This window comes from Arthrobacter sp. KN11-1C (assembly GCF_052180225.1).
Lineage (GTDB): Bacteria > Actinomycetota > Actinomycetes > Actinomycetales > Micrococcaceae > Arthrobacter.
In genome coordinates, this window is sequence record NZ_CP197467.1 from 772,591 (window position 1) to 793,411 (window position 20,821).

Annotated in this window: 19 protein-coding genes; 11 read left to right on the forward strand and 8 right to left on the reverse strand. The window is 57.4% G+C overall.

Going from position 1 to position 20,821, the window contains the following annotated elements; translation table 11 throughout:
* Window positions 1-38 precede the first annotated feature (38 nt).
* Window positions 39-1,331, forward strand: coding sequence for an LCP family protein (locus ACSBOX_RS03670; protein WP_442544855.1), 1,293 nt, complete (start codon window positions 39-41; stop codon window positions 1,329-1,331).
* Between the two features lie 62 nt (window positions 1,332-1,393).
* The gene (locus tag ACSBOX_RS03675) at window positions 1,394-1,876 is read left to right on the forward strand and encodes a carboxymuconolactone decarboxylase family protein (RefSeq protein ID WP_442544856.1); all 483 of its coding nucleotides are present in this window, start codon (window positions 1,394-1,396) and stop codon (window positions 1,874-1,876) included.
* A 406-nt stretch (window positions 1,877-2,282) separates the two neighbouring features.
* On the opposite strand, the gene ACSBOX_RS03680 is transcribed toward ACSBOX_RS03675, so the two are convergent.
* Complete coding sequence (locus ACSBOX_RS03680; RefSeq protein WP_442544857.1) at window positions 2,283-2,516, reverse strand: hypothetical protein; 234 nt, start codon at window positions 2,514-2,516, stop codon at window positions 2,283-2,285.
* Window positions 2,517-2,920: 404 nt separating this feature from the next.
* Between ACSBOX_RS03680 and ACSBOX_RS03685 the strand changes: the two genes are divergently transcribed.
* Together ACSBOX_RS03685 and galU are read left to right on the forward strand one after the other, a co-directional pair.
* Complete coding sequence (locus ACSBOX_RS03685) at window positions 2,921-3,058, forward strand: hypothetical protein (protein ID WP_442544858.1); 138 nt, start codon at window positions 2,921-2,923, stop codon at window positions 3,056-3,058.
* 76 nt (window positions 3,059-3,134) lie between these two features.
* Complete coding sequence (gene galU / locus ACSBOX_RS03690) at window positions 3,135-4,025, forward strand: UTP--glucose-1-phosphate uridylyltransferase GalU (protein ID WP_442545952.1); 891 nt, start codon at window positions 3,135-3,137, stop codon at window positions 4,023-4,025.
* Here the strand turns inward: galU and ACSBOX_RS03695 are convergent.
* The 7 genes from ACSBOX_RS03695 to gmd form a co-directional block, all read right to left on the reverse strand.
* On the reverse strand, window positions 4,022-4,624 hold the full coding sequence (locus tag ACSBOX_RS03695) for an arsenate reductase/protein-tyrosine-phosphatase family protein (RefSeq protein WP_442544859.1): 603 nt from the start codon (window positions 4,622-4,624) through the stop codon (window positions 4,022-4,024). The two genes, galU and ACSBOX_RS03695, sit on opposite strands and share 4 nt — an antisense overlap.
* A gap of 317 nt (window positions 4,625-4,941) precedes the next feature.
* Window positions 4,942-5,553 carry an LPXTG cell wall anchor domain-containing protein gene (locus tag ACSBOX_RS03700; protein ID WP_442544860.1) on the reverse strand — a complete coding sequence of 204 codons (612 nt, stop codon included), beginning with the start codon at window positions 5,551-5,553 and terminating at the stop codon, window positions 4,942-4,944.
* Between the two features lie 186 nt (window positions 5,554-5,739).
* Window positions 5,740-7,197 (reverse strand): DUF4012 domain-containing protein, encoded by a 1,458-nt coding sequence (locus ACSBOX_RS03705; RefSeq protein WP_442544861.1) that lies wholly within the window; start codon window positions 7,195-7,197, stop codon window positions 5,740-5,742.
* Between the two features lie 431 nt (window positions 7,198-7,628).
* On the reverse strand, window positions 7,629-8,942 hold the full coding sequence (locus tag ACSBOX_RS03710; RefSeq protein WP_442544862.1) for a UDP-glucose dehydrogenase family protein: 1,314 nt from the start codon (window positions 8,940-8,942) through the stop codon (window positions 7,629-7,631).
* A gap of 43 nt (window positions 8,943-8,985) precedes the next feature.
* Complete coding sequence (locus ACSBOX_RS03715) at window positions 8,986-10,434, reverse strand: sugar transferase (protein ID WP_442544863.1); 1,449 nt, start codon at window positions 10,432-10,434, stop codon at window positions 8,986-8,988.
* A gap of 26 nt (window positions 10,435-10,460) precedes the next feature.
* Window positions 10,461-11,435: a GDP-L-fucose synthase family protein gene (locus tag ACSBOX_RS03720; RefSeq protein WP_442544864.1), complete on the reverse strand. Its 975-nt coding sequence runs from the start codon at window positions 11,433-11,435 to the stop codon at window positions 10,461-10,463.
* Window positions 11,435-12,463, reverse strand: coding sequence for a GDP-mannose 4,6-dehydratase (gene gmd / locus ACSBOX_RS03725; protein ID WP_442544865.1), 1,029 nt, complete (start codon window positions 12,461-12,463; stop codon window positions 11,435-11,437). Before gmd ends, ACSBOX_RS03720 begins: the two co-directional genes overlap by 1 nt.
* Window positions 12,464-12,848: 385 nt before the next feature.
* Between gmd and ACSBOX_RS03730 the strand changes: the two genes are divergently transcribed.
* From ACSBOX_RS03730 to ACSBOX_RS03760, 7 genes are all read left to right on the forward strand, one after another.
* Window positions 12,849-13,679 (forward strand): WecB/TagA/CpsF family glycosyltransferase, encoded by an 831-nt coding sequence (locus ACSBOX_RS03730; RefSeq protein ID WP_442544866.1) that lies wholly within the window; start codon window positions 12,849-12,851, stop codon window positions 13,677-13,679.
* 290 nt (window positions 13,680-13,969) lie between these two features.
* On the forward strand, window positions 13,970-14,824 hold the full coding sequence (locus ACSBOX_RS03735; RefSeq protein ID WP_442544867.1) for a glycosyltransferase family 2 protein: 855 nt from the start codon (window positions 13,970-13,972) through the stop codon (window positions 14,822-14,824).
* Window positions 14,821-16,155, forward strand: coding sequence for an O-antigen ligase family protein (locus ACSBOX_RS03740; protein ID WP_442544868.1), 1,335 nt, complete (start codon window positions 14,821-14,823; stop codon window positions 16,153-16,155). The genes ACSBOX_RS03735 and ACSBOX_RS03740 overlap by 4 nt, the downstream gene beginning before the upstream one ends.
* Window positions 16,156-16,199: 44 nt before the next feature.
* Window positions 16,200-17,261 (forward strand): glycosyltransferase family 4 protein, encoded by a 1,062-nt coding sequence (locus ACSBOX_RS03745; protein ID WP_442544869.1) that lies wholly within the window; start codon window positions 16,200-16,202, stop codon window positions 17,259-17,261.
* Window positions 17,245-17,799, forward strand: coding sequence for an acyltransferase (locus tag ACSBOX_RS03750; protein ID WP_442544870.1), 555 nt, complete (start codon window positions 17,245-17,247; stop codon window positions 17,797-17,799). Before ACSBOX_RS03745 ends, ACSBOX_RS03750 begins: the two co-directional genes overlap by 17 nt.
* Before the next feature lie 166 nt (window positions 17,800-17,965).
* The gene (locus ACSBOX_RS03755) at window positions 17,966-18,955 is read left to right on the forward strand and encodes a glycosyltransferase family protein (protein ID WP_442544871.1); all 990 of its coding nucleotides are present in this window, start codon (window positions 17,966-17,968) and stop codon (window positions 18,953-18,955) included.
* 225 nt (window positions 18,956-19,180) lie between these two features.
* The gene (locus tag ACSBOX_RS03760; protein ID WP_442544872.1) at window positions 19,181-20,572 is read left to right on the forward strand and encodes an oligosaccharide flippase family protein; all 1,392 of its coding nucleotides are present in this window, start codon (window positions 19,181-19,183) and stop codon (window positions 20,570-20,572) included.
* Window positions 20,573-20,821: the final 249 nt, after the last annotated feature.

A 20,821-nucleotide genomic window follows, 5' to 3' on the forward strand; every position in this document is an offset into this window, starting at 1 on the left:
ATGATGGGCACCGCACAAGCTCTCAAGGTCCCCGCCATATGCGCCCCAAGTCCCGGCGCAAGTCCGTCATCCTGATCTCGGCGACGGCGGTCGCTGCCACCGTGGCTCTGGCGGTCGCCGTCGCGGTCACGTATGTGGGCGCGACGGCGGTTGCGGTCAACAACAACGTCCATCGTTCGGATGTCCTCAAGGATCTGAAAACACTGCCCCAAGCGGTGCCGAAGCTGAGCCAGGATACGAACATCCTGATCATGGGCCTGGACACCAGAGTTGACGAGAAGGGCAAGCCTCTTCCTCCGGAGATGTATGACGCCTTGCACGCGGGCGATGAGAATATCGGCGGCTACAACTCCAACGTCCTGATGCTCATCCACATCCCCGCCGACGGGTCCAAAGCCACGGGAATCTCGATTCCCCGGGATGACTACGTCCAGGTGGACGGCATACCCGGGAGCGGCCCCTTCAAAGCGAAAATCAAGGAGGCGTACGGCTACGGTTTCGCGGCGGAGAAGACCTCCTTGATCAACGCGGGAAAGCCCGACGACGACGCGACCTACCAGTCGGCGCGCGACGCCGGGCGCAAAGCCGAAATTGCGACGGTGACCAAGTTCCTGGGCAGCGTGCACATCGATCACTTCCTCGAAGTCACCATGGCCGCGTTCTACCAGACGGCCCAGGCCATCGCGCCCATCACGGTGTGTGTGAACCGGGCAACGCAGGACACCTTCTCCGGGGCCGACTTCAAAGCGGGCATGCAGCAAATCGACGCCAAACAGGCGATGGCCTTCGTGCGGCAGCGGCGGGACACCACCGATCCGACGTACCTCTTCTCGGACCTGGACCGCGAACGTCGCCAGCAGGCATTCATCGCCTCGGTCTCCCACCAGCTCAAAGACGCCGGGACCTTCACCGACATCGGGAAAATGCAGGGTGTCCTGGACGCGGTGAGCAAGAACATCGTGGTGGACTCGGAATTGAACCTGATCCAGCTTGCCCAGCAGGCGACGTCCCTGACCGGGGGCAACATCTCCTTCAGCACCCTGCCGATCACGGGCTTCGGCTGGTCCCCGGATGGCGCGTCCATCAACACCGTGGACGTCAACCAGGTCCAGGCCACCGTCAAGGAACTTCTCACCCCGGTCCCGCCGGCTCCCACACCGACGACGACGGCGCCGGCGACGACGGCGGCCGCCTCACCTACGGCAGCGGCACCCGAAGCGCCACCCGCCTCGGAAGCGGCAGCCTCAGCCACTCCGTCTGCACCCGCAAGCAACGTCTATGCGGATTCCACGGGGGCCCTCCAAGGCGGTGCGATCGCCTGCGTGAAGTAGCGCAGCGAAATGGCGCAAGCGGTCTCCAGAAAGTAGGAAGGTTCCTCCGATAGGCTCGGCGAATGAGTGAAACTACCCCGAAACTCGCTGGCTACTTGGACAAGCAACAGCCCGGACTTTATCAAGCCCTGTCCGACTACGCGGGCCAGGTCACTGCGGAGGCGGACAGGACCGGGATCCCGCGTCGCACCCTCGAGTTGTTGAACTACCGGGCTTCGCAGATCAACGGCTGCGCCTTCTGCCTGGATCTGCATCACCGTAGGGCCATCGGCTACGGAGAGACTGAGCAGCGGCTTTCCCTGGTGTCCGTGCATGGCGAGGTGGGGCTCTTCGATGAGGCCGAACAGGTGGCGCTTGAGCTTGCCGAACAGATCACGCGGATGAGCACAGCCCGTCCCACCGCCGAGTTGTTTTCCCGTGCGCGGAAGGTCTACACCGAGGAACAGATCAGCGTGCTGTGCATGGCGTGCATCGGCATCAACGCCTTCAACCGCCTGTCCATCCTGAGCGAGCACCCGGTGCGCAAGGCCCGTTCGTCGGGATGACGCGTGCGAGGTTTGAGAGCTACTCACATGAGTTCATTCGCTATGGATGGAGGAAGTTCTGTGGTCGCCCGGTGACCCCGGGTTGACTTGGCGCGGTTGGAGCCCGTAGATGAGTCCGGAGACCGGAGGCGGCTGACAGGAACTGCGGATTGTTGCTTCGTCCTGCGGGCCTTCCCGGGCGGCACGCCGAAACAAGCAGGAGAAGGGGCGAGCGATGGAAGCGCTATGAGAACGGTGCGCCGCTTTGGACGTCAGCAAACGCGACGTTAAGGCATGTGTCTGAGAAACTCGTTCAAGGCCACGCATCAGACGGCCCGGGGGGTAACGCCCGATGCCCTACTTTCGCCCCGGTAGTGGTTAGCGAACCTTAGTGCGTACGGGCTAGAAACTATTTTTTCCCCGCGGGTCAGTTGTAACCACCCGCAGCAAGGTCTTCAAGGACTTCCACGTTGTGGTCCGGGCACGCGTACTGGGTGCCCCGATCCATCAGATGCAGAAATTCCGAGGCTGCGGAAACTGGCAGGCCCACAGTCTTTGCGACAAGGTCCATCCTGACCTGCTTGGCAGACTGCCCTTGATCCATCTTCTGGCAAATCTTCTCAACGAAGTCGACAATGGCTACGTCGGGCAGCATGGCCATGTTTGGACGGTGATCCTGTATGGCCGCAACCATGTCTTTCTGCATAGCCGGTGTGAGCGTCCTTCTCGTCACGCTTGCGGTCACGGTTACCGTCGGGGCCGGGGACGCCTGGGCGGTGACCGTATGGGTTATTGTCGATGCCGGTGCCGACGCACCCACTTGGCCGCTGCAGGCGGTGAGAAATACGGCGCACGACAAACCCAGGACAACAGCCTTTGTTCTCAATTAGACGTCCCTTATTTAGTAGTGCCTGAATCATATACTCGCGAAGGTTGAGACTCGGATGCACGGCTCTCGCTCGATGATTTCACTTGGCCGATTCAAGAAGCGTTGCCTGTTCTTAGGCGAGCATAGGTCGACTGGAACTTGTTTTGTGTCAGATCCGATGCGTTGCGTCACGAGCCATGTTGACCCCGAACGTGACCCTAACCTGGCGTGCCGAGGAGCAGATCAGCGTGCTGTGCATGGCGTGCATCGGCATCAACGCCTTCAACCGCCTGTCCATCCTGAGCGAGCACCGGGTGCGCAAGGCCCGGAGCTAACGACTTCTTGGCCGGAAATGTCGCAATCTTGCCCTCAGGATTCGTGCTTCCGATAATCCATTCGTAGGATTTGCATATGTCTATGGGGAGATTAGTTCGTAAAGCAGTTATTCCGGCAGCCGGATTGGGCACGCGCTTCTTGCCTGCCACCAAGGCTATGCCGAAGGAAATGTTGCCGGTAGTGGATCAACCGGCCATCCAATATGTGGTTGAGGAAGCCGTGAAAGCGGGCCTCACCGACGTGCTCATGATTACAGGCCGCAACAAGCGCGCCCTTGAAGACCACTTCGACCGTGCACCTGATCTTGAACGCTCTCTGGAGCTGAAAGGCGACGAAGCTCGCTTGGACGCGGTGCAGCATGCCTCCGGGCTTGGGCCTATCCACTATGTGCGGCAGGGCGAACCGAAGGGCTTGGGTCACGCCGTGCTGTGCGCGAAGCAGCACGTTGGCGATGAACCTTTTGCTGTGCTTTTGGGTGACGACCTGATTGACGAGAGCGAGCAGCTCCTGTCAACCATGATCGACGTCCAGGCGAAGACCGGCGGTTCGGTGATTGCTCTCATCGAGGTGGAGCCGTCGCAAATCAGCGCGTATGGCTGCGCCGACATTACGCCGATCGCGGGGGAGGACTACGTCCGGGTCAACAGCCTTGTGGAGAAGCCTTCTGTTGATGAAGCGCCATCAAACTTGGCTGTCATTGGGCGCTACGTCCTGCACCCGGCTGTGTTCGATGTCCTCGAAGAGACCGGGCCAGGGCGCGGTGGCGAGATCCAGCTGACCGATGCCCTTCAGACACTCGCCAAGGGCGAAGGTGAAGGCGCAGGCGTTTACGGGGTCGTCTTCCGCGGACGTCGCTACGATACCGGGGACAAGCTCAGCTACTTGAAGGCCGTCATCACGCTGGCGTCCGAGCGGGCCGAGTTCGGCGAGGACCTCAAAACTTGGATGAAGGAATTCCTGGGCTAGGACGGCTGCATGCTTAGCCGGGCGTAGCGAAGAATCCTGAGGATGGCGGGCGCCAGCTCGTCTTCCATCCGCAGGTACGCCTCGGCGCCCTGTTTGTAGGGGTCGGCGACGTCGTTGTCCGAGGATTTTGCCGCCAGGACGAGGTGGCGCACGGAGGATGCCCGTGCCGGCAGTTCCCGCCATAGTTGGGTGTAGTCAGAGCCCGACGGCGGCGCGTCGCCTCGTTCTTCAAGGGCCGTCACCATCCGCGCGAACTCGCGGATGGTGAACGTGCGTTTGAGCAGGGAGGCGTCCAGCTGAAGGACTTCCCCGCGATGGTGGGACGCCATGGTGAGTACCAGGTCCGCTTCCCTGAGGATTTTCGAGGTGAGCTGGCGCGCGGCAAAATCATCAGGTGTTCCGCCGTACGTGCGGATGATGTCTGCTGACAGCGGTTGAATGGGGCTGCCCACCATGGCGCGGGTGCCGGCACTGCGAACCTCAAAGCCTCCGGGGAGAACCTGGTCCAAGCCTGCCTGGAGCAACCGTTCGGCGACGGGGGAGCGGCAGATGTTGCCGGTGCAAACGGTCAGTATCCGAACGGGGTGGAGCGATTCCAAAGGTATAGCTCTTTCACTAGCTGGCAGGCGCGCGTGACACCTGTGTTTTATAAGTTACACGAGAGTCATAATCACTAGTGCCTCAGGAGGGCGAAGGCAGCCACGCCAAAGGAAACCACGGCCAGCAGGATCAGAAAAATGACGGGCCAGGCTTGACTCGGAATCCCTGGAATTCGTGGAATCGCTGGCAACTCCACCCTGAAGCTCAGCCGCTTGCGGCGTCGCCAATGTCTCCCCATGTTCATAAATTACCGTACGCGCAAACAAGGAGGGGTTGTTTCCGGATTACCGGAAACAACCCCTCCCTTGTGTTGCGTTTACGCTGCTGCTACGGTTTCGTTCTTTGCGCGGCGGCGAACCACCACAACAGAGGCCGTGCCGGCTACGAGTGCGCCAGCGCCAACCAGGCCCCAAAGGATCAGGCTCGAGTCAACACCGGTGTTAGCCAGGCCGGTACCACCGGTGTTGGCCAGGCCGGTGCCGCCAGTGTTTGCAAGACCCGCGCCGCTGACTCCGGCAGCAACCACGGTTGCCGTGACAGAGTGGCCGGACGTTGCGCCGACTGCGGTCAGTTGGTAAGTGCCTGCCGCGCTCAGCGAGACGTTGGTGGAGAAAGCGCCGGAGCTGTTGGCAACGGCGGTCACCGTGGTGGGTGCCAGGTGAAGAGCGCCTGGTACTGCCATGGCGATGCCATTGCTCGTGCCGGGTGCTGCCGCGCCCTGAGGAGCAACGGTGAAGGTAATGGTGATGGTGATGGTTTCGCCGGGCGTGAAGCCGGTTCCGGAGAACGTTACGAATCCGCCTACAGTCACGGTTCCGCTAGAAACGGTTCCCGGGGACGGCGCCGGGTAATTGACGGCCATAGCTGGTGCCGAAGCGCCAAGAGCAATGGTGCCCGCAAGCGCGAGCACTGCAAGTGATTTCTTCAATTTTTGTCCCCCTGAGACCTTTGGTACGTGCTTGAGACCTGATACGAAATTCATTGTGATGATGTGATTTCATTCACCACGAACACGTGAACTGAAATCTGAGACCTACCCAAGAGAGAAGCTATCATCCTAAGGGTGCTTACTGCAAAGTAAATCCAAACTCGTTACAAAGGGTTAACACGCTGTCTATCCGGCGGCCCCACAGGTCTCCGATTTGGTAGGGAGAACCACCTTGTCAACGGATTCGACGGTTGGTGTCACTACCACTTGGGGCTGGGTGTGCTGCACGATTTTTCCAAAGTCGAATTCCACGGTGCTGCTTTGTCCAGGTGCCAGCCGCACTGAAAGGGTTGCAACCGGCCTATTGTCGTGTTGCTGTGCGCCGAAGGGGACTTTGTTCCCATCTTGGGTAGCAGTTACCACCTGAGACTGGGCAGGCCCGTAGGCGATCACATTGCTTTGTGCGGTTCCCGGCGGCACCCCGAAGTCTCCGCCTCCCGTGACGTAGGCGGGCAGGGAGGTAGCCGCATCAGCAGGCGCGGTATTGGTGCTGGTGATTCGAACCTTGACGGTCCGGTAACCATCGGCAGCAGTGCACGGCTCGATAAGCTGAACTGTGCGTTTCACGTAGTAATCCATTTTCGCACCAGTGCCGTCATTGAAGTAGGCGCCGAATTGGGCTGCGGGCACGCTAGGACCGGAAATTGAACCGCTGAGCGTGTACTTCGCGAGAACGGTTTGTTCTGTGTTATCTGCAGACCAGACCAGAACCCTGTGTTCTTCTACGCCTTTTCCGACTCCGGCAAGAAGGCTTTTGGCCTCACCTTTGCCGGACGAGAGAGCCCCGAAGATCTCCTTGGCCACACTAGCGAAGTAGATGTCCTGCGCCTTTGGATCCTTGATTTGTGCGTAGACATCCGAAAGCAGGGTTTTTACAACGTTCTTGCCGGAGAGCTGGTTCGGAAGTTTCCCTGCAGTCAGTGCAAGCACCGGCGGGTCCTGGAGGCTGACAGGCCCCGTGGCATCCAGGATGTAGCCCAGAGCCACCGGATCGATTGAAATCGCTCCGTCCAGCTGCTCACCCTTCTTTTGTCGCCACATTTCCAGCGCCGTAGTGGCGGATGTCGGGAAGTCCGGTGTGAAGTTGACGTCCTGCATGAAGGTGCCCATGCGGTCGGTGTAAATACGTTGCTGCTCGTCATCCACCGATACCGGGGGAATGAAACGGCCAAGCTCTGTAGCACTGGTTTCAGCGGAAATGCTGATTTTGCCGTTGTCCGCAGTAAGAACCACTAGGGCGCCTGGGATGCCGCCCGTGGCTCGTGCCTCGGCGTTGTTCTGGACGAGCAGCAGGTAGCGCCGCGGCTTGTCCGAGCCCAACATGGCCGGGGCTAGGCTTGCAGCATCGGACGCAGTGTCCAGCTCGTCTACGACAGAGCTAAGTTGTTGTCTGGCCTGTGTCAGGGGCCCTGCGATCTGGGGTAGCAGCCCGCTGGCATCAATGCCGTTTAGGCGCTGGGCCGAGGCGCGCACGGCTTGAGCGGCGGACGACACCGCGGGGGCGGCATTGCGGATTGGCGCTAGGTCTGTGCCGCCAGCGCTCGGCATCAGCTTGTCCCATTTCAGGGATTCGTAAACCTTCACAAGGGGAGCGACCCCCATCGTGGCTACGTCGTCAGCTGAGCGGGCTATTTCGGCGGTGGCAGAGAAATTCGCGCCGAGCCACGGGGTGGCCGAGGCCAAGGACCAAAGCGGATCGGAGGCGGCGTCGCGAGCTGTTGCGGTGTGATGCCGAAGTTCGTCAGCAACAGCTGTGGCATCTGCGGGGCGGTTCTGGAGTATGTCTTCTTTAAGTTTAGGCACCAACTGGGTGGATGCCTCAAGCTCAGTCTTGATGGTGGAAGCCTTCGCGCCTAGCCACAGGGCGGCGCCACCGGCGACCACCAAGCCGGCTCCAATGCAGATTCCGGCTGCCAACAGGCGACGACGGCGATTGCGTGGTTGCGATTTCCCCGTACCCCGGCGCAGCTCGGCTTCGCGCGGGACGGTTTCGGACACTTCGTATTCCGTCACGCCTAGGGCCTTCCGAGTCCTCGGTACTGCCATCCGGCAGCACGCCATTTTGCGGGGTCCAGTACGTTTCTTCCGTCCAAGATCCGAAGACCGGCAACGCCGGTGCTCACTTCAAATGGGTCGAGTTCTTTATATTGCCGCCATTCGGTGAGCAGGAGGAGTGTATCGGCTCCTGCGATCGCGGTATCGAAGTCCGGCTCATACTGCAGTTCGGGGAATCGCTTGGCGGCATTCTCCAGTGCCTTCGGATCCGTGACAGTAACAACCGCGCCCTGGAGTTGGAGCTGTGCAGCGATGCTTAGCGCAGGCGAGTCCCGGACATCGTCGCTCTCGGGCTTGAAAGCAGCACCGAGCACTGTGACGCGGTGTCCCAGCAGGCTGCCTCCGCAGAGCTCGCGGGTGAGCTCAACAACGCGCGTGCGGCGGCGCATGTTGATGGAATCCACTTCTCGCAGGAAGGTCAAAGCTTGGTCGGCGCCGAGTTCGCCGGCCCTCGCCATGAAGGCCCGGATGTCCTTGGGGAGGCATCCACCACCAAAACCGATTCCCGCATTAAGGAATTTCCGGCCGATCCTATCGTCCATTCCGATGGCATCCGCAAGCCGGGTCACGTCCGCGCCCGCAGCCTCGCAAACCTCGGCCATAGCGTTGATGAAGGAGATTTTGGTGGCGAGGAAAGAGTTGGCGGCGGCTTTGACCAGTTCCGCGGTGGGGTGGTCGGTGACCAATCGAGGGGTTCCCCCTGAGAGAGGAGAAAGATAGACCTCGTCCAACACTGAAACGGCGGCGTTATCTTCTGAGCCATCTGCCACGCCGTAGACCAATCTGTCCGGAGAAAGCGTGTCTTTGACGGCGTGCCCTTCGCGAAGGAACTCAGGATTCCATACGAGATGGGCGCTGGGTTCGCGCTCGGACAAGATTTCAGAGAGGCGGGCCGCAGTTCCCACGGGGACCGTGGACTTGCCGACCACAATGTCGCCCGGCCGCACGTGGGGAAGCAACTCTTCCATTGCAGCGTCCACATGGCGGAGGTCCGCGCCGTTTTCGCCTTTCTTTTGGGGGGTCCCCACACAGATGAAATGGACATCGCTCCCTGCGGCTGCGGACATTTCCGTGGTGAATGACAGCTGGCCAGTTTCCTGCACGTCTCGAAGGAGTTCATCTAAACCGGGTTCGAAGAACGGGGCACGAGCAGCGGAGAGACTGCTGATCTTCCGCTCGTCCACGTCGATGCCAACCACCTCGTGGCCCAGTTTGGCCATGCAGGCGGCGTGCACGGCTCCCAGGTAGCCGCAGCCGATGACTGAAATGCGCATTGTGTTGCCTTCCCCAAGAGGGTCGTTTCTGCTTCAGAGGTGGTTAGTAGGCGCCATGGCCGGCGAGGACGGCCCTAGCGGTACGAAGCAAGATGATGAGGTCCCCAGCCAAAGACCAGTTTTCCACGTAGTAGAGATCCAAGCGGACGGAGTCTTGCCAGGACAGATTCGATCTTCCGCTGACCTGCCAGAGCCCGGTCACTCCGGGCTTGACCAGCAGACGTCGGCGCACATCCTGTTCGTAAGCCTCCACTTCCCTCGGGAGTGGAGGACGCGGGCCTACCAGACTCATCGAGCCAGACAGGACATTGAAGAGCTGAGGAAGCTCATCAAGGCTGTACCTGCGCAGGAAGCCTCCTATGCGGGTGATTCGCGGATCATTTCTGATCTTAAAGAGGAGCCCGTTGCCTTCGTTCCGGTCGGCGTGCTCAGCGAGCTGCGCTTCGGCATCAGCCACCATAGAGCGGAATTTGAACATCTTGAACGGGGTACCTTCAAACCCCACTCGTTCCTGCCTAAATAGGACGGGGCCGGGGCTATCGAGCTTTACAAGTAAGGCCAGGACCGCCAGCAGAGGCGAAAACACTGTGATCAGCCCGGTTGAAACTACAATGTCGAACAGGCGTTTGGCGACGCGCTGCCCGGCCTCGAGTGTTGGTGTCGTGACATGAATCAGGGGCAGCCCAGCAACTTGCTGTGTGTGGATGCGTGGACCCGCGATGTCCGTGAGGGCGGGGGCCATGATGAGCCCGACGTTCCGGTTGGCTAACTCCCAGCCGAGCTGGCGGAGGGTCCTGGGATCTAGCTGTACGCCTGCTGAGATAGCCACGGCATCTGCTTGGCATAGCTCGATCGCCGCAAGAATTGACTGCGTTTCCGGCTCATGGCCAAGTACGGAAAGCCCGACATCAGTCAATCCCTGGGAAGGGGATGCGTTGCCGGGCGTGTACGCGGCAACGGGTAAATAGCCCGCGTGCTTCTCGCTCACAAGGGTTGCGGCCAGATGGAGGATTGCACTCGGACCACCAAGAAGCATAAGTCTGGACATACGCCGGCCTTTTTGTCGGTGGACACTCAAATGCTGGCGGAGTAGCCAGCGGCCCAATAGCAGTCCGCTAACTCCGGCCGGCAAAGCGATTCCCACGTAACCGCGTGCGGTATCCACACGGAATACATAGGAGAAGATGGCGACAAAACCAAACAGCCAAAGTGATGCGGCCGCTACCCGCTTGTATTCATCGGGGCCAGACCCGAGGATTCGACTCTGTCTGGTGCCCCATGCCCCAAGCATGAGCCACCAGATGATGGCCAGGAGGACCGAGAGCCAAACGTAGCTCGAATCGTGACTGGAAGTGGTGACGCTCGAGTCCAGACCGAACCGAATGCTGTAGGCACCAGCCACCGCCCACACAATGACAAAGGCGTCCACTAGTCGAAGAGTGCGCGACGTGCGTACCCTCCAATTTGCCTCCTGACTCAAAGAGTCCCCCATTTCACCTTGAGCGCCGCTTGGACTTCTCAGTTACGGATTTCAGACAAATTTGATCTGTACCAGTCCACGGTGGCCTTGATGCCTTCTTCCAGACCAATGGAAGCAGACCATCCAGCGTCGGAGAGCTTGGAAACGTCTAGCAGTTTTCGTGGCGTACCGTCGGGCTTGGAAGTGTCCCATTCGATGGCACCGGAGAAGCCGACGGATTTTGCCACGATCTCGGCCAGTTCCTTGATAGTCACATCGGTGCCGGTTCCAACGTTCACTTGTTCCGGGCCGTCGTAGTTCTCCAGCAGATGAAGGCAAGCGGCGGCCATGTCGTCCACGTGCAGGAATTCCCTCCGTGGCGACCCTGTACCCCAGTTTGTGACGACGGGGGTACTAGATCTGGCCGCTTCGTCGTACCGACGAATCAGCGCAGGCAAAACGTGTGAACCTTCCGGCGAGAAATTGTCGCCAGGCCCATAGAGGTTGGTGGGCATGGCTGATATCCACGGGAGCCCATACTGTCGGCGAACTGCTTGCACCTGCATGATGCCTGCGATTTTCGCGATCGCATAGGCATCATTGGTGGGTTCAAGGTGACCGGTGAGTAGCGAATCCTCGCGGATTGGTTGCTCTGCGAACTTCGGATAGATACAGGATGACCCAAGAAAGAGGAGGCGTTCGACGCCGTGTTCGCGGGCCGCGTCCAGAACATTCACCTGGATACGCAAATTGTCGCTGAGGAAGTCCACAGGATAGGTTTTGTTGGCGAGAATGCCGCCCACTTTCGCGGCGGCAAGCACAACGTAGCGGGGCTTGCTCCGCGCAAAGAACCCAAAGACGGCGTCGCGGTCCTTGAGGTCCAGCTCCGCGGAAGTCTTGCCTACGAGTTCGGTGAAGCCTTCGCTTTCAAACTTGCGCCAGATAGCGGAGCCTACCAACCCGCGGTGTCCGGCCACGTAGAAGGCTGAGTTACGGTCAAGCTTGCCCGGGGTGAAAGTGACTGACTCTGACATCAGTTGTCCCAGCTATCGAGATCGACGCCATCGATCCAGTTGTTTCCGGCGTGCTTCAATGCCTCCATGTCAGCATCCACCATGATTCGAGCGAGCTCCGGAGTGTGGACGGTGGCCTTCCAGCCAAGTTTCTCCTGGGCTTTCGAAGCATCACCCACCAGAGCGTCAACCTCCGTTGGACGGAGGTAGCGCTCGTCAAAGCGGACGTGGTTCTCCCAGTTCAGGCCAGCGTGCTCAAAGGAAATTTGGAGGAAATCTCGAACAGTGTAGTCGCCGCCCGTAGCCAAGACGAAGTCGTCCGGCTCATCAACTTGCAGCATGCGCCACATGCCCTCCACGTACTCGGCTGCGTAGCCCCAGTCACGAACCGCGTCCAGGTTGCCCATGTAGAGCAGATCCTGTTTGCCAGCCTTGATGGCTGCAACGGCCCTGGTGATCTTGCGCGTTACAAATGTTTCACCGCGTCTGGGTGACTCGTGGTTGAACAAGATTCCGTTGACGGCAAACATTCCGTATGCCTCACGGTAATTCTTAGTCACCCAGTAGCTGTAGACCTTCGCGGCACCATATGGGGAACGGGGGTAAAACGGGGTCTCTTCGTTCTGCGGAGGCGGGGTGGCACCGAACATCTCCGAGGAAGACGCTTGGTAGAACTTGGTCTCAATGCCAGACATCCGAACGGCCTCAAGCAGGCGAATGGACCCGACGCCAGTTGTGTCTCCAGTGTGCTCGGGCTCGTCGAAAGACACACGCACGTGCGACTGTGCCGCCAGGTTGTAGACCTCGTCGGGTCTGATTTGGGCGATCAGGGTCACGAGACGGGCCCCATCGCTTAGGTCCCCGTAGTGAAGGAAGAGCTTTGCCTGCGGGTCGTGCGGGTCCACGTATAGGTGATCGATGCGGGCAGTATTGAAGGTGGAAGCCCTGCGGATGAGCCCGTGGACTTCGTAGCCCTTCTTGAGAAGCAGTTCGGCCAAATATGACCCATCCTGCCCTGTAATGCCTGTAATCAGCGCGCGCTTAGTCACTTTGCCCCCATGCTTCATGAAATGTAATATCGATCGCACTCTCCGCCTCAACCACCTAGTGATGGCGTGCAGAAGATGAGGACATCATAGTGCGGAAGCTCAAGCTGATCGAATGTGTGTCGTCGAGCGTTCGGAAAGACTATGATCCGGCTTCGGTTTAAATTCTTCTTGAAGTTCTGGCGGAAGAATGGGGAGCGACCGACAGGAACGAGCGCAGAATCTGGAGGTTGGGGCTGAGGCTCGGCAGGAGTTGCGTCCTGATATCATTGCGATCGGCGGTCCAATCTCGGGTGGTAGCTGTCGTCCCTCTTAACGGACGGGTTCCGCGAACCGACTGCGCATCGCGTTCTCGACTAGAACATTAACTATGCATGGGGGCCTGCTGTTGAGTGAGAAATCGGATGCGGGAAGCAGCACTGAGCGTGTGGCGACTTCGAATGAAGCTACTCAATGGGTGGGTCCTATTGAGTTCATTTCCAGCGATCGTCACGAGGCGGCGAGGCTGATTGTCAAGTGGGCGACACAAAATGTTGGCCGGCACGTCCATTTGGCTAATGCATACACGGTCGCACTAGCAGACAAGTCGGCGAATTATAGAGGAGTTCTGGCACGGCCAGCTCTTAACTTTCCGGACGGCAAGCCGATCAGCTGGATCTCTGCCATCAGCCGTCAAATACCACGGCTAGAACAAATCCGAGGTCCGCAACTCTTCCTAGACACTTTTGACCAGGGTCGCCACTACGGAATCAAACACTTTCTTCTTGGTTCAACCCCTGAGGTATTGACAGCACTTGAAACCAACTTGAAAGCGCGGTTCCCTGGCATCATCATTGCAGGTGCAGAAAGTCCTCCGTTCCGACCCCTCTCGGCCAATGAAATTGACGCGCAAGACAGCCGTATTCAGGCAAGCGGTGCGGACATCGTGTGGGTTGGACTTGGTACGCCAAAGCAAGACTTTGAAGCCCAACGCTTAGCGCTGCGGCACCGGGCTGTCGCTGTGGCAATAGGTGCGGCCTTCGATTTTGCAGCCGGTTCCGCGAAGGAAGCCCCGAGCTGGATGTCCGCCATCGGCCTTGAATGGCTCTTCCGCTTGTCTAGTGAACCACGGCGTCTTTGGCGGCGGTACCTGTTTGGCAACCTGCGATTCCTACTCGCGGTGTCTCTCTCGCGTCATTCCAACCGTGAGCCCCGCAAACCATCCGGACGGGTCACATGAGGAGGACACTTGACCGCTGCTCCTCACTCAATCGGGTCCTGTTTTGATGTTCTTTCGATGCAATTTCGGCCAGTTTGGTCAGACACCGTTGCGCGCGTTGCTCAACCGGAACAGAGGAGTGTGCGGGAGATGTCGGGAGGATAGATCAGTTCAAGCGGTTCGTGGATCTTGCATTCTCGCAGCGAGACCGGCCCCGCGACCGCCGCTCCGCATTCTGAACGAATGACCGAAAACTCCGTAATCCTCCGGTTCGAACTATTTCTCAGAGCCCCGTTTTCACTCAGGAAGCCATGAAAATATCTGTACTCATCGCATGCCACAACCGGAAAGAGTTAACGCTCCGATGCATTGAGTCTGCACGGTCCGCGGCGGTCCACGCAGGTGCCACAATTGCATTCACCGTGTTTGACGACGGGTCAACCGATGGCACGTCCGAAGCGGTCGCTGAATTGCCGTTCTCGATACAGACTCTACGGGGCGATGGTTCGGCATATTGGGCTAGCGGGATGGCGCAAGCAGAGGCGGCCCTGCTCGAAGAACTGTCCGATCTGGAAGAAGATCTAATAGTTTGGCTCAATGATGACGTCGTGCTTGACAAGGAATCATTCAGTTCTTTGGCGGCGTCGATTGCCCTTGCGCCTGGATCGGTCATCGTCGGGGCGATGAGGGACCCCGAGACCGGAGAAACCACGTACTCGGGCATGCGAAGAAGCGGGTTACATCCCCTCAGCTTCGAAATGGTTCCGCCTTCGGATCTTCCACAGCCGGTCGAAACGTTCAACGGCAATCTCGTGGTGGTTCCTGTCGGTGTTGCCAGAAGACTTGGTGGAATCGATGGGGGCTTCGCGCACGCATTCGCCGACATTGACTATGGTCTTCGATTGGGTCGAGCCGGAATTCCAATAATTCTCGGCGCAGGCACATACGGAACGTGCAGGCGCAACGAGCCGCAGGGAATCGGGCGAATCAACGAGGACTGGCGGCGGTTCCTCGGACCGAAGGGCGGCGGCAATTATTCATCCCTTAGACGGATTCTTCGAAAGAGCCACCCACTAAGTTGGTGGTTGACGATTGCCGTTACCTACGGACTATGGTGGCTGCGGCGCCTGTCAGGAGCCGTTCGAAGCGGTCGAGTCATAAAATGAGTGGCCTGTGGATTTTCTTTCTCGTACTAGCCGCTGCAACCGCGGTCACGTTTTTCGTCTTAGCACTGAAGCGGTGGCCTGTCGTTGCTGCTATTTCTATTGCAGCCAATGTGCTCGTCGCTTGGGAGATTCCCTACGTCCCTCCCCTTGTAAATGTCGGCGGATTTAGTGTCTATTTCTTGGACATCTTCTCTTTTGCCGCGCTCGTGATAGCGGTGATGCGCTTCCCAGTGTTGGCTCGTCGCCTAAAGGGAGCGCTCTGGGCCTGGATTGGCATAGGGGCCTTATTAGTCTTTTCGTTGGTTAGCGGACTATTAATTAATCCATTTGGAACTACGATGAATGAATTTAGGCCATTCCTTCAGCCGTATGCAACGTTGACCTGGGCCATGTGCCTTAATTGGAATCAAGAAACAACAGACCTACTCATTAGGCGATCGTCTCTGGTTCTAGGCTGGTCTCTAACCATTGTTGCTGCGTATCATTTTTCCTTGCATGGACTAGGTACGGCATCGGAACTTGTTGATGCTGGCACCGGACTTGAACAAACGACCAGGCCACTCGTTTCCGGGCAGGCGTTGATGGTTCTTCTTTGTGGAATGATGTGTATGTGGTATTGGCGGCGGCTCCGACACAAATCCTTGCTTATCAGTGCCGTGGCATTTCTAACCGTAGTTATTGTTAGCCAGCAGCGGACGGTGTGGGCAGTTGGAGTTGCGGCCCTATTAATTGTGTTTATCGCCGCGAGGGCAGGAACGAAGGCTGTGATTGCCGTATCCGGCCTGGTAGCCGCATGGATTGTCGGAATCATATTGTCTGCGCAGTTGCTGCCGCAGGTAGTCACCGAACTCGAGTCCGCTCTCGCGAACAGCGGCACTTATGACGCGAGGGTAACAAGTTGGAGTAACCTCATCGACCAGTCCGTATTTCACGGGCCCGTCAGCGTGATCTTTGGGGAACCCATGGGCAGCGGGTTCGGCCGTTTCGAGGGTGTGGGTCGCTGGGTCGTATTTGCTCCACACAATTGGTACGTAACGCTGTATCTCAGGACCGGTGTTATAGGCTTGGCCTTATTTTTGATGTTTCTCCTTATCGTTATGTTTAGGCTCTTAAAACAGCGTCAGAATATGGGTGCTTTGGGCGTCGTTTCTGCTCTTATCGTTTATGGCTGGAGCTACTCGTGGACTTGGTACATCTGTGCCTTTTTGGGATGGGGGATTTCACAGGCATTGAATAAGCCATCTTCTTTGCATGAGATGCAGCATGTCGAATCTCGAAGACCTGAGGCAATGGAAAATGGAGTAATTACAGAAAGGAGGAACTGGCGTTGACTGTTCACGTCTTGCATTTACTAGGTCCGCTTAGGCCGAGCGGAATGGAACGGATGCTCGCGACTGCGTCGGAATATTTTACCGAAGAAAGTATCCGCAGCACTGTCGTTGGTCAAGGCAGCGATCACTCGTTTGAATCGGAACTTCGTGCGGCTGGATACGACGTGAGAATCCTTCCGTTTGTTGGCGGGTCAATCGCGGCTGCGCGCGACCTCCGAAAACTATCTAAGCAGCTTCGGGTTGATGTTATTCACATTCACACGGAGGGGGATTATCTTCGGACAGCGCTTGCATCAAGGTGGGCAGTTGGTCGAAAAGGTGCGGTGGTTCGAACGGTGCACAATGTCTTTCAGGCGCGAGGCCTTTGGCGGGCTAAACGATTTATTCAAGCACAGATTGCCGACCGTCTAGTTTATGCATTGATTGCACCATCCCCGGAAGTCGCCGAAAATGAGAAGAAGCTCCTTCGTAAGGCCCGAGTGATCTTCAATTGGGTGGACGATGTATTCTTCGAGGTACGTAAGCGGCGGCAAGTAGCTGAAGAACCTAGCAACAATAATTTTACTGCTCTAATCGTCGGGAATTGTTCCACGATTAAACAACACGAACTAGCACTGAGAGCTGTCGTTGATTCCGATCACAAACTAGTTCACTTAGGAAGCGAGAGCCACGCGAGTCCTGAGGAGTTGGAGCTTTTGCGTATTTTGGAAGATGACGGACGGCTTGTAGATAGAGGGGTCAAGCCACCACAGGATGCGCTGCTGACGGCTTCCTACTTTATGATGCCGAGCCGGCACGAAGGGATGCCGGTGGCCTTGGCCGAAGCGCTGGTGGCTGGGGTTCCGGCCATCGTCAACGATACTCCTGGACTTCGATGGGCGAGATCGATGGAAGGAGTCTCGGTAGTGGTGACTGAGCAGGACGCTTGGTCATCAGCAGTTCGCAATTGGCCCGGCACCCGGAGGGGCGTTGGTTCAGGTGAGGTGGATTTCTCCGCCGCCAGAGGCGCAAAAGAGTATGCCGATGTTTATCGCGGAGCAATCGCCTCAGATTCGACCTTCCGGAAGCTGTTCTCTAAAGGAGGGGTGAATGATAATTTGGCTTAGGGAAAAGCTCAAACTGCGCAGAACTTTAACCAGAAATGTTGCCGTTGGTTCGGATTTCCGCGTTGGTCTTAATTCGTTTGTTTGGGCTCCAAGGAAACTTCGGATTGGAAATAGTGTCCACTTGGGTTCAAATGTGCGTGTCGAGGTGGACGGAGTTATCGGTGACTCGGTTTTGATTGCAAACTCGGCGGGTATAGTCGGGCGCGATGATCATGCAGCGACTGACGTTGGAATTCCGATACCCGATGCTGAATGGGTCGGTCGATTCCCGGAGCGACTGAGTCGCCCGGTGTCTATTGGCTCGGACGTCTGGATCGGCTACGGGGCGATCGTCTTGTCTGGCGTAAGCATTGGTAACAGCGCCGTCATCGGAGCTGGCGCTGTGGTAACCAAGGATGTGCCTGAAAACTCAATCGTTGTTGGAAACCCGGGGCGCGTCATAGGAACCCGTTTCGAAACAAAGGTTTTTGAAGAACATTGGAGAATATTGTCGCAGAGTGGGATCAGGCGTATAACTGGCGATATCGGGGATGAGTAGTGTCTTTGTATTTCCACCCTTCCGAGACTGAGTATTGCCGGGCAATCGCCGAGAATAGAAGGTAGCCGCGTTGGGTATTCGACTTCTGTATGTTCCAAATGAAGCTAATGACTTTCGACAGCTGGGGTTTAGGCGCCCTCTTGCCAATCTTCTAAGCGCTGGGTTGGTGGATGAAGTTAGCGTATTCAGTTTGCAATGGCGTATTCGTAATGGAGGCGAGCCCGAACAGCATCGCCAGGACATGGTGGAACATTTTCGGGATTTCCAGCCAAATTTCGTACTGATGCAGCATTTGGGGTCGACGGGTCTCACCGATGGACACTTTCGGGCGATGAGATCCGCAGCAAAATTTGAGTTTATCTACCACGAGGCGGATCCGTATAGTCGATTCCTCCACCCTTTGCCTGGACCGGCCCGAGCTGCGGGACGGTCCGCTGACGTCACATTTACCGTCGGTTCAGGGGTGTTCGCCGAGAATTTCCGCAGGGCTGGTTCCCACGACGTGCGCTGGTCCCCACATGTGTTTGAACCAGACAGGTACAGGTACTCGCCTGTGTCGAATGCAAGCTTCAGGGAGCACGACGTCGTGGTCGTAGCCAATCGAAACAGGCCCAGGTTTAGGGGACATCCGAACTGGCGGGATCGAATTGATTTCGTAACGCGACTGCAGGAAAGATTCGGCGACCGACTAGCAATCTACGGTCATGGCTGGACCGGAGTGGGCGCGATGGGACCCATCGAGTTCTCTCGTCAGAACGAAGCGATACGTTCGGCCTGGGTGAGCGCAAACTGGGATCACTACGCGCACGAACCCCAATATTTTTCCAACCGATTGCCGATATCATTGGCGGCCGGATCTATTCATGCAACCTCCTGGCATCCTGGTTATGAGGATCTGTTCCAGGAAGAGACGAAGCAGTTTCTACTGTACCGGGACTCGCGCAGCGGCTTGATTGATGCAATCGAAGAGCTGTTATCCGCTACGACGCCAGAGGAACGAATTCAAGCAGGCATTCGTGGACAGGAATTTGCGTACAGGCATTATCGGCAAGATGATCAGCTCGTCAGCTTTTTCAACTATCGAGGACCTAGACTGAATCCCATCGCAGCATCTGAAGCCTGGGACCTTGACGAAAACTCGCTTTCGGCTCTTTGACTTGGGCTGGGTTCTTTCATGGTTTGCTCACTAATCTCATGAACTACCACCAAATCGTCTCGGGAGGATTGCGTTTTGCGATCTGCGCCGCGGCGAGTCTTTCGGATTGAGTCCCGGTACCGGGCCCACGAATAGTCACCGCGATCAACTACAACACCAGGAACAATGATGACAAGTGCGCGCAGCCTGTTGGCGGGGGCTTCATGGGTATACGGGGCCCAGCTCGTGACCGTAGTCGTTCAATTCTTCTACGCGGCAGTGACGTCGAGGGCGGTATCACCTAGCGGATTTGGAGCGTACGCCATCGCCCTGACCGTGACGGGATTGATTTCCCTCCTGTCCTCCGGAGGGTTGGGGCAGACCGTCTCTAGGATGTTAGAGATCGACCGTTATCGTATTCGAGCCCTAGTTGGCTATGCATTGATTCTTGGGGCAGTTTCAGGCACCGTCCTCCTACTGAGCGCGCCCCTATGGGCCTCGCTTTGGGGAGCTGAAGCCGCGTCCGAGCCGATTCGTTGGTTGACGATAAGCGCGTCGCTGAGCCCCCTTGTTGGACTCGCAACTGGGCTGATGGCACGAACTGGAAAATTCCGGCGGCTGGCGGTTATCACCGCTCTGAGCAATATTATCGGAATGGCTATTGGTGCCATTGCAGTGATCGTTTGGCACTCGGCGAGCTCACTTGTCGTCTCCGCTTCCTTGGCGCAGTTGTTTATATTGATCGGGGCGATGCTTGGTACCGATCGTCAATTGTTCGGCTTTGCGAACCTTCGGGGAGGTCGAAAGGACATCTCATATAGCGGCAAACTAGTTTCTACGAGTATGCTCTCCTATCTCACGGGTAATATAGTGAAGTTCACACTCGCCAGAGGGATCGACCCATCCATTCTCGGGCATTGGAACCGGGCCGAGGTGCTCACTTTGATTCCCATGCAACAAGTACAAAGCGCTCTGATCCGTGCGGTATACCCCGAGTTTCGACACGACATCGAAGGGTCTTCCCGAGCGAGGACTGTGTGGACGGATATGCTGATTCTCGCGGCATGGGTTTCGATGACGTTAAGCGCTATTGCACTCGTCCTCGTTCCCCCCATAATACCGATACTTTTCGGTGACGGTTGGGGAATGGCGGCCACAATCGCAGGACCCCTTGCGGTTGTCGGCGGCCTACAGATCCTTGCCACGCTACTAGGCAGCGGTGTGGAAGCCCTTGGGCGTTTTCGGTGGATGGTGTCAACCGAAGTCATTCTAATATTGATCCAGGTTATTGCGGCCGGCCTGATCCTTGTCGCCCGCGATATTTGGGTGGCTCTCGGGGCGCTCATTGCAACCAATTTGATACGACATGGTTGGCATATTTTCTTGCTTAGCCGGCATGGGTATCTCGACGCACGGAGACTTCTGCGGCACTACGCTATTGCTGGAGGATTCTCCACTTCCATAGCACTAGCATTCTGGTTTTCACTCCAGTGTATTTACATGACGAATTTTTCCGCGGTGTATTGGTTCCTTGCGATATTGATTCTGATAGTACCAGTCGGATTTTATTTCAGGATCCGGAATAAGCTGCCAGCAATAGTTGTCGCCCGTAGATATGGTCTGATTCAGACACGGTGACTATTTGAGCTTTGGTCGAGTCTCGAAGTCGACGATCGATCCATCAAAATCTTGATCAGCAGTTTGTCCCAAGTTCGAGGAGCATCATGAGCCTGGCGCAGCACGTCGTATTCCTGGCGTCGATGTATTTCGTCCTTCTGGCCCCGCGTCGCTAGATAGCGCTCATGAAGCCGGTTGCTCGTCCCGTTGGCGGTGGCGCCAATGAGCCTTATGTTCTCAATTCGATGTTCTCAATTCGCGACCTCTTCG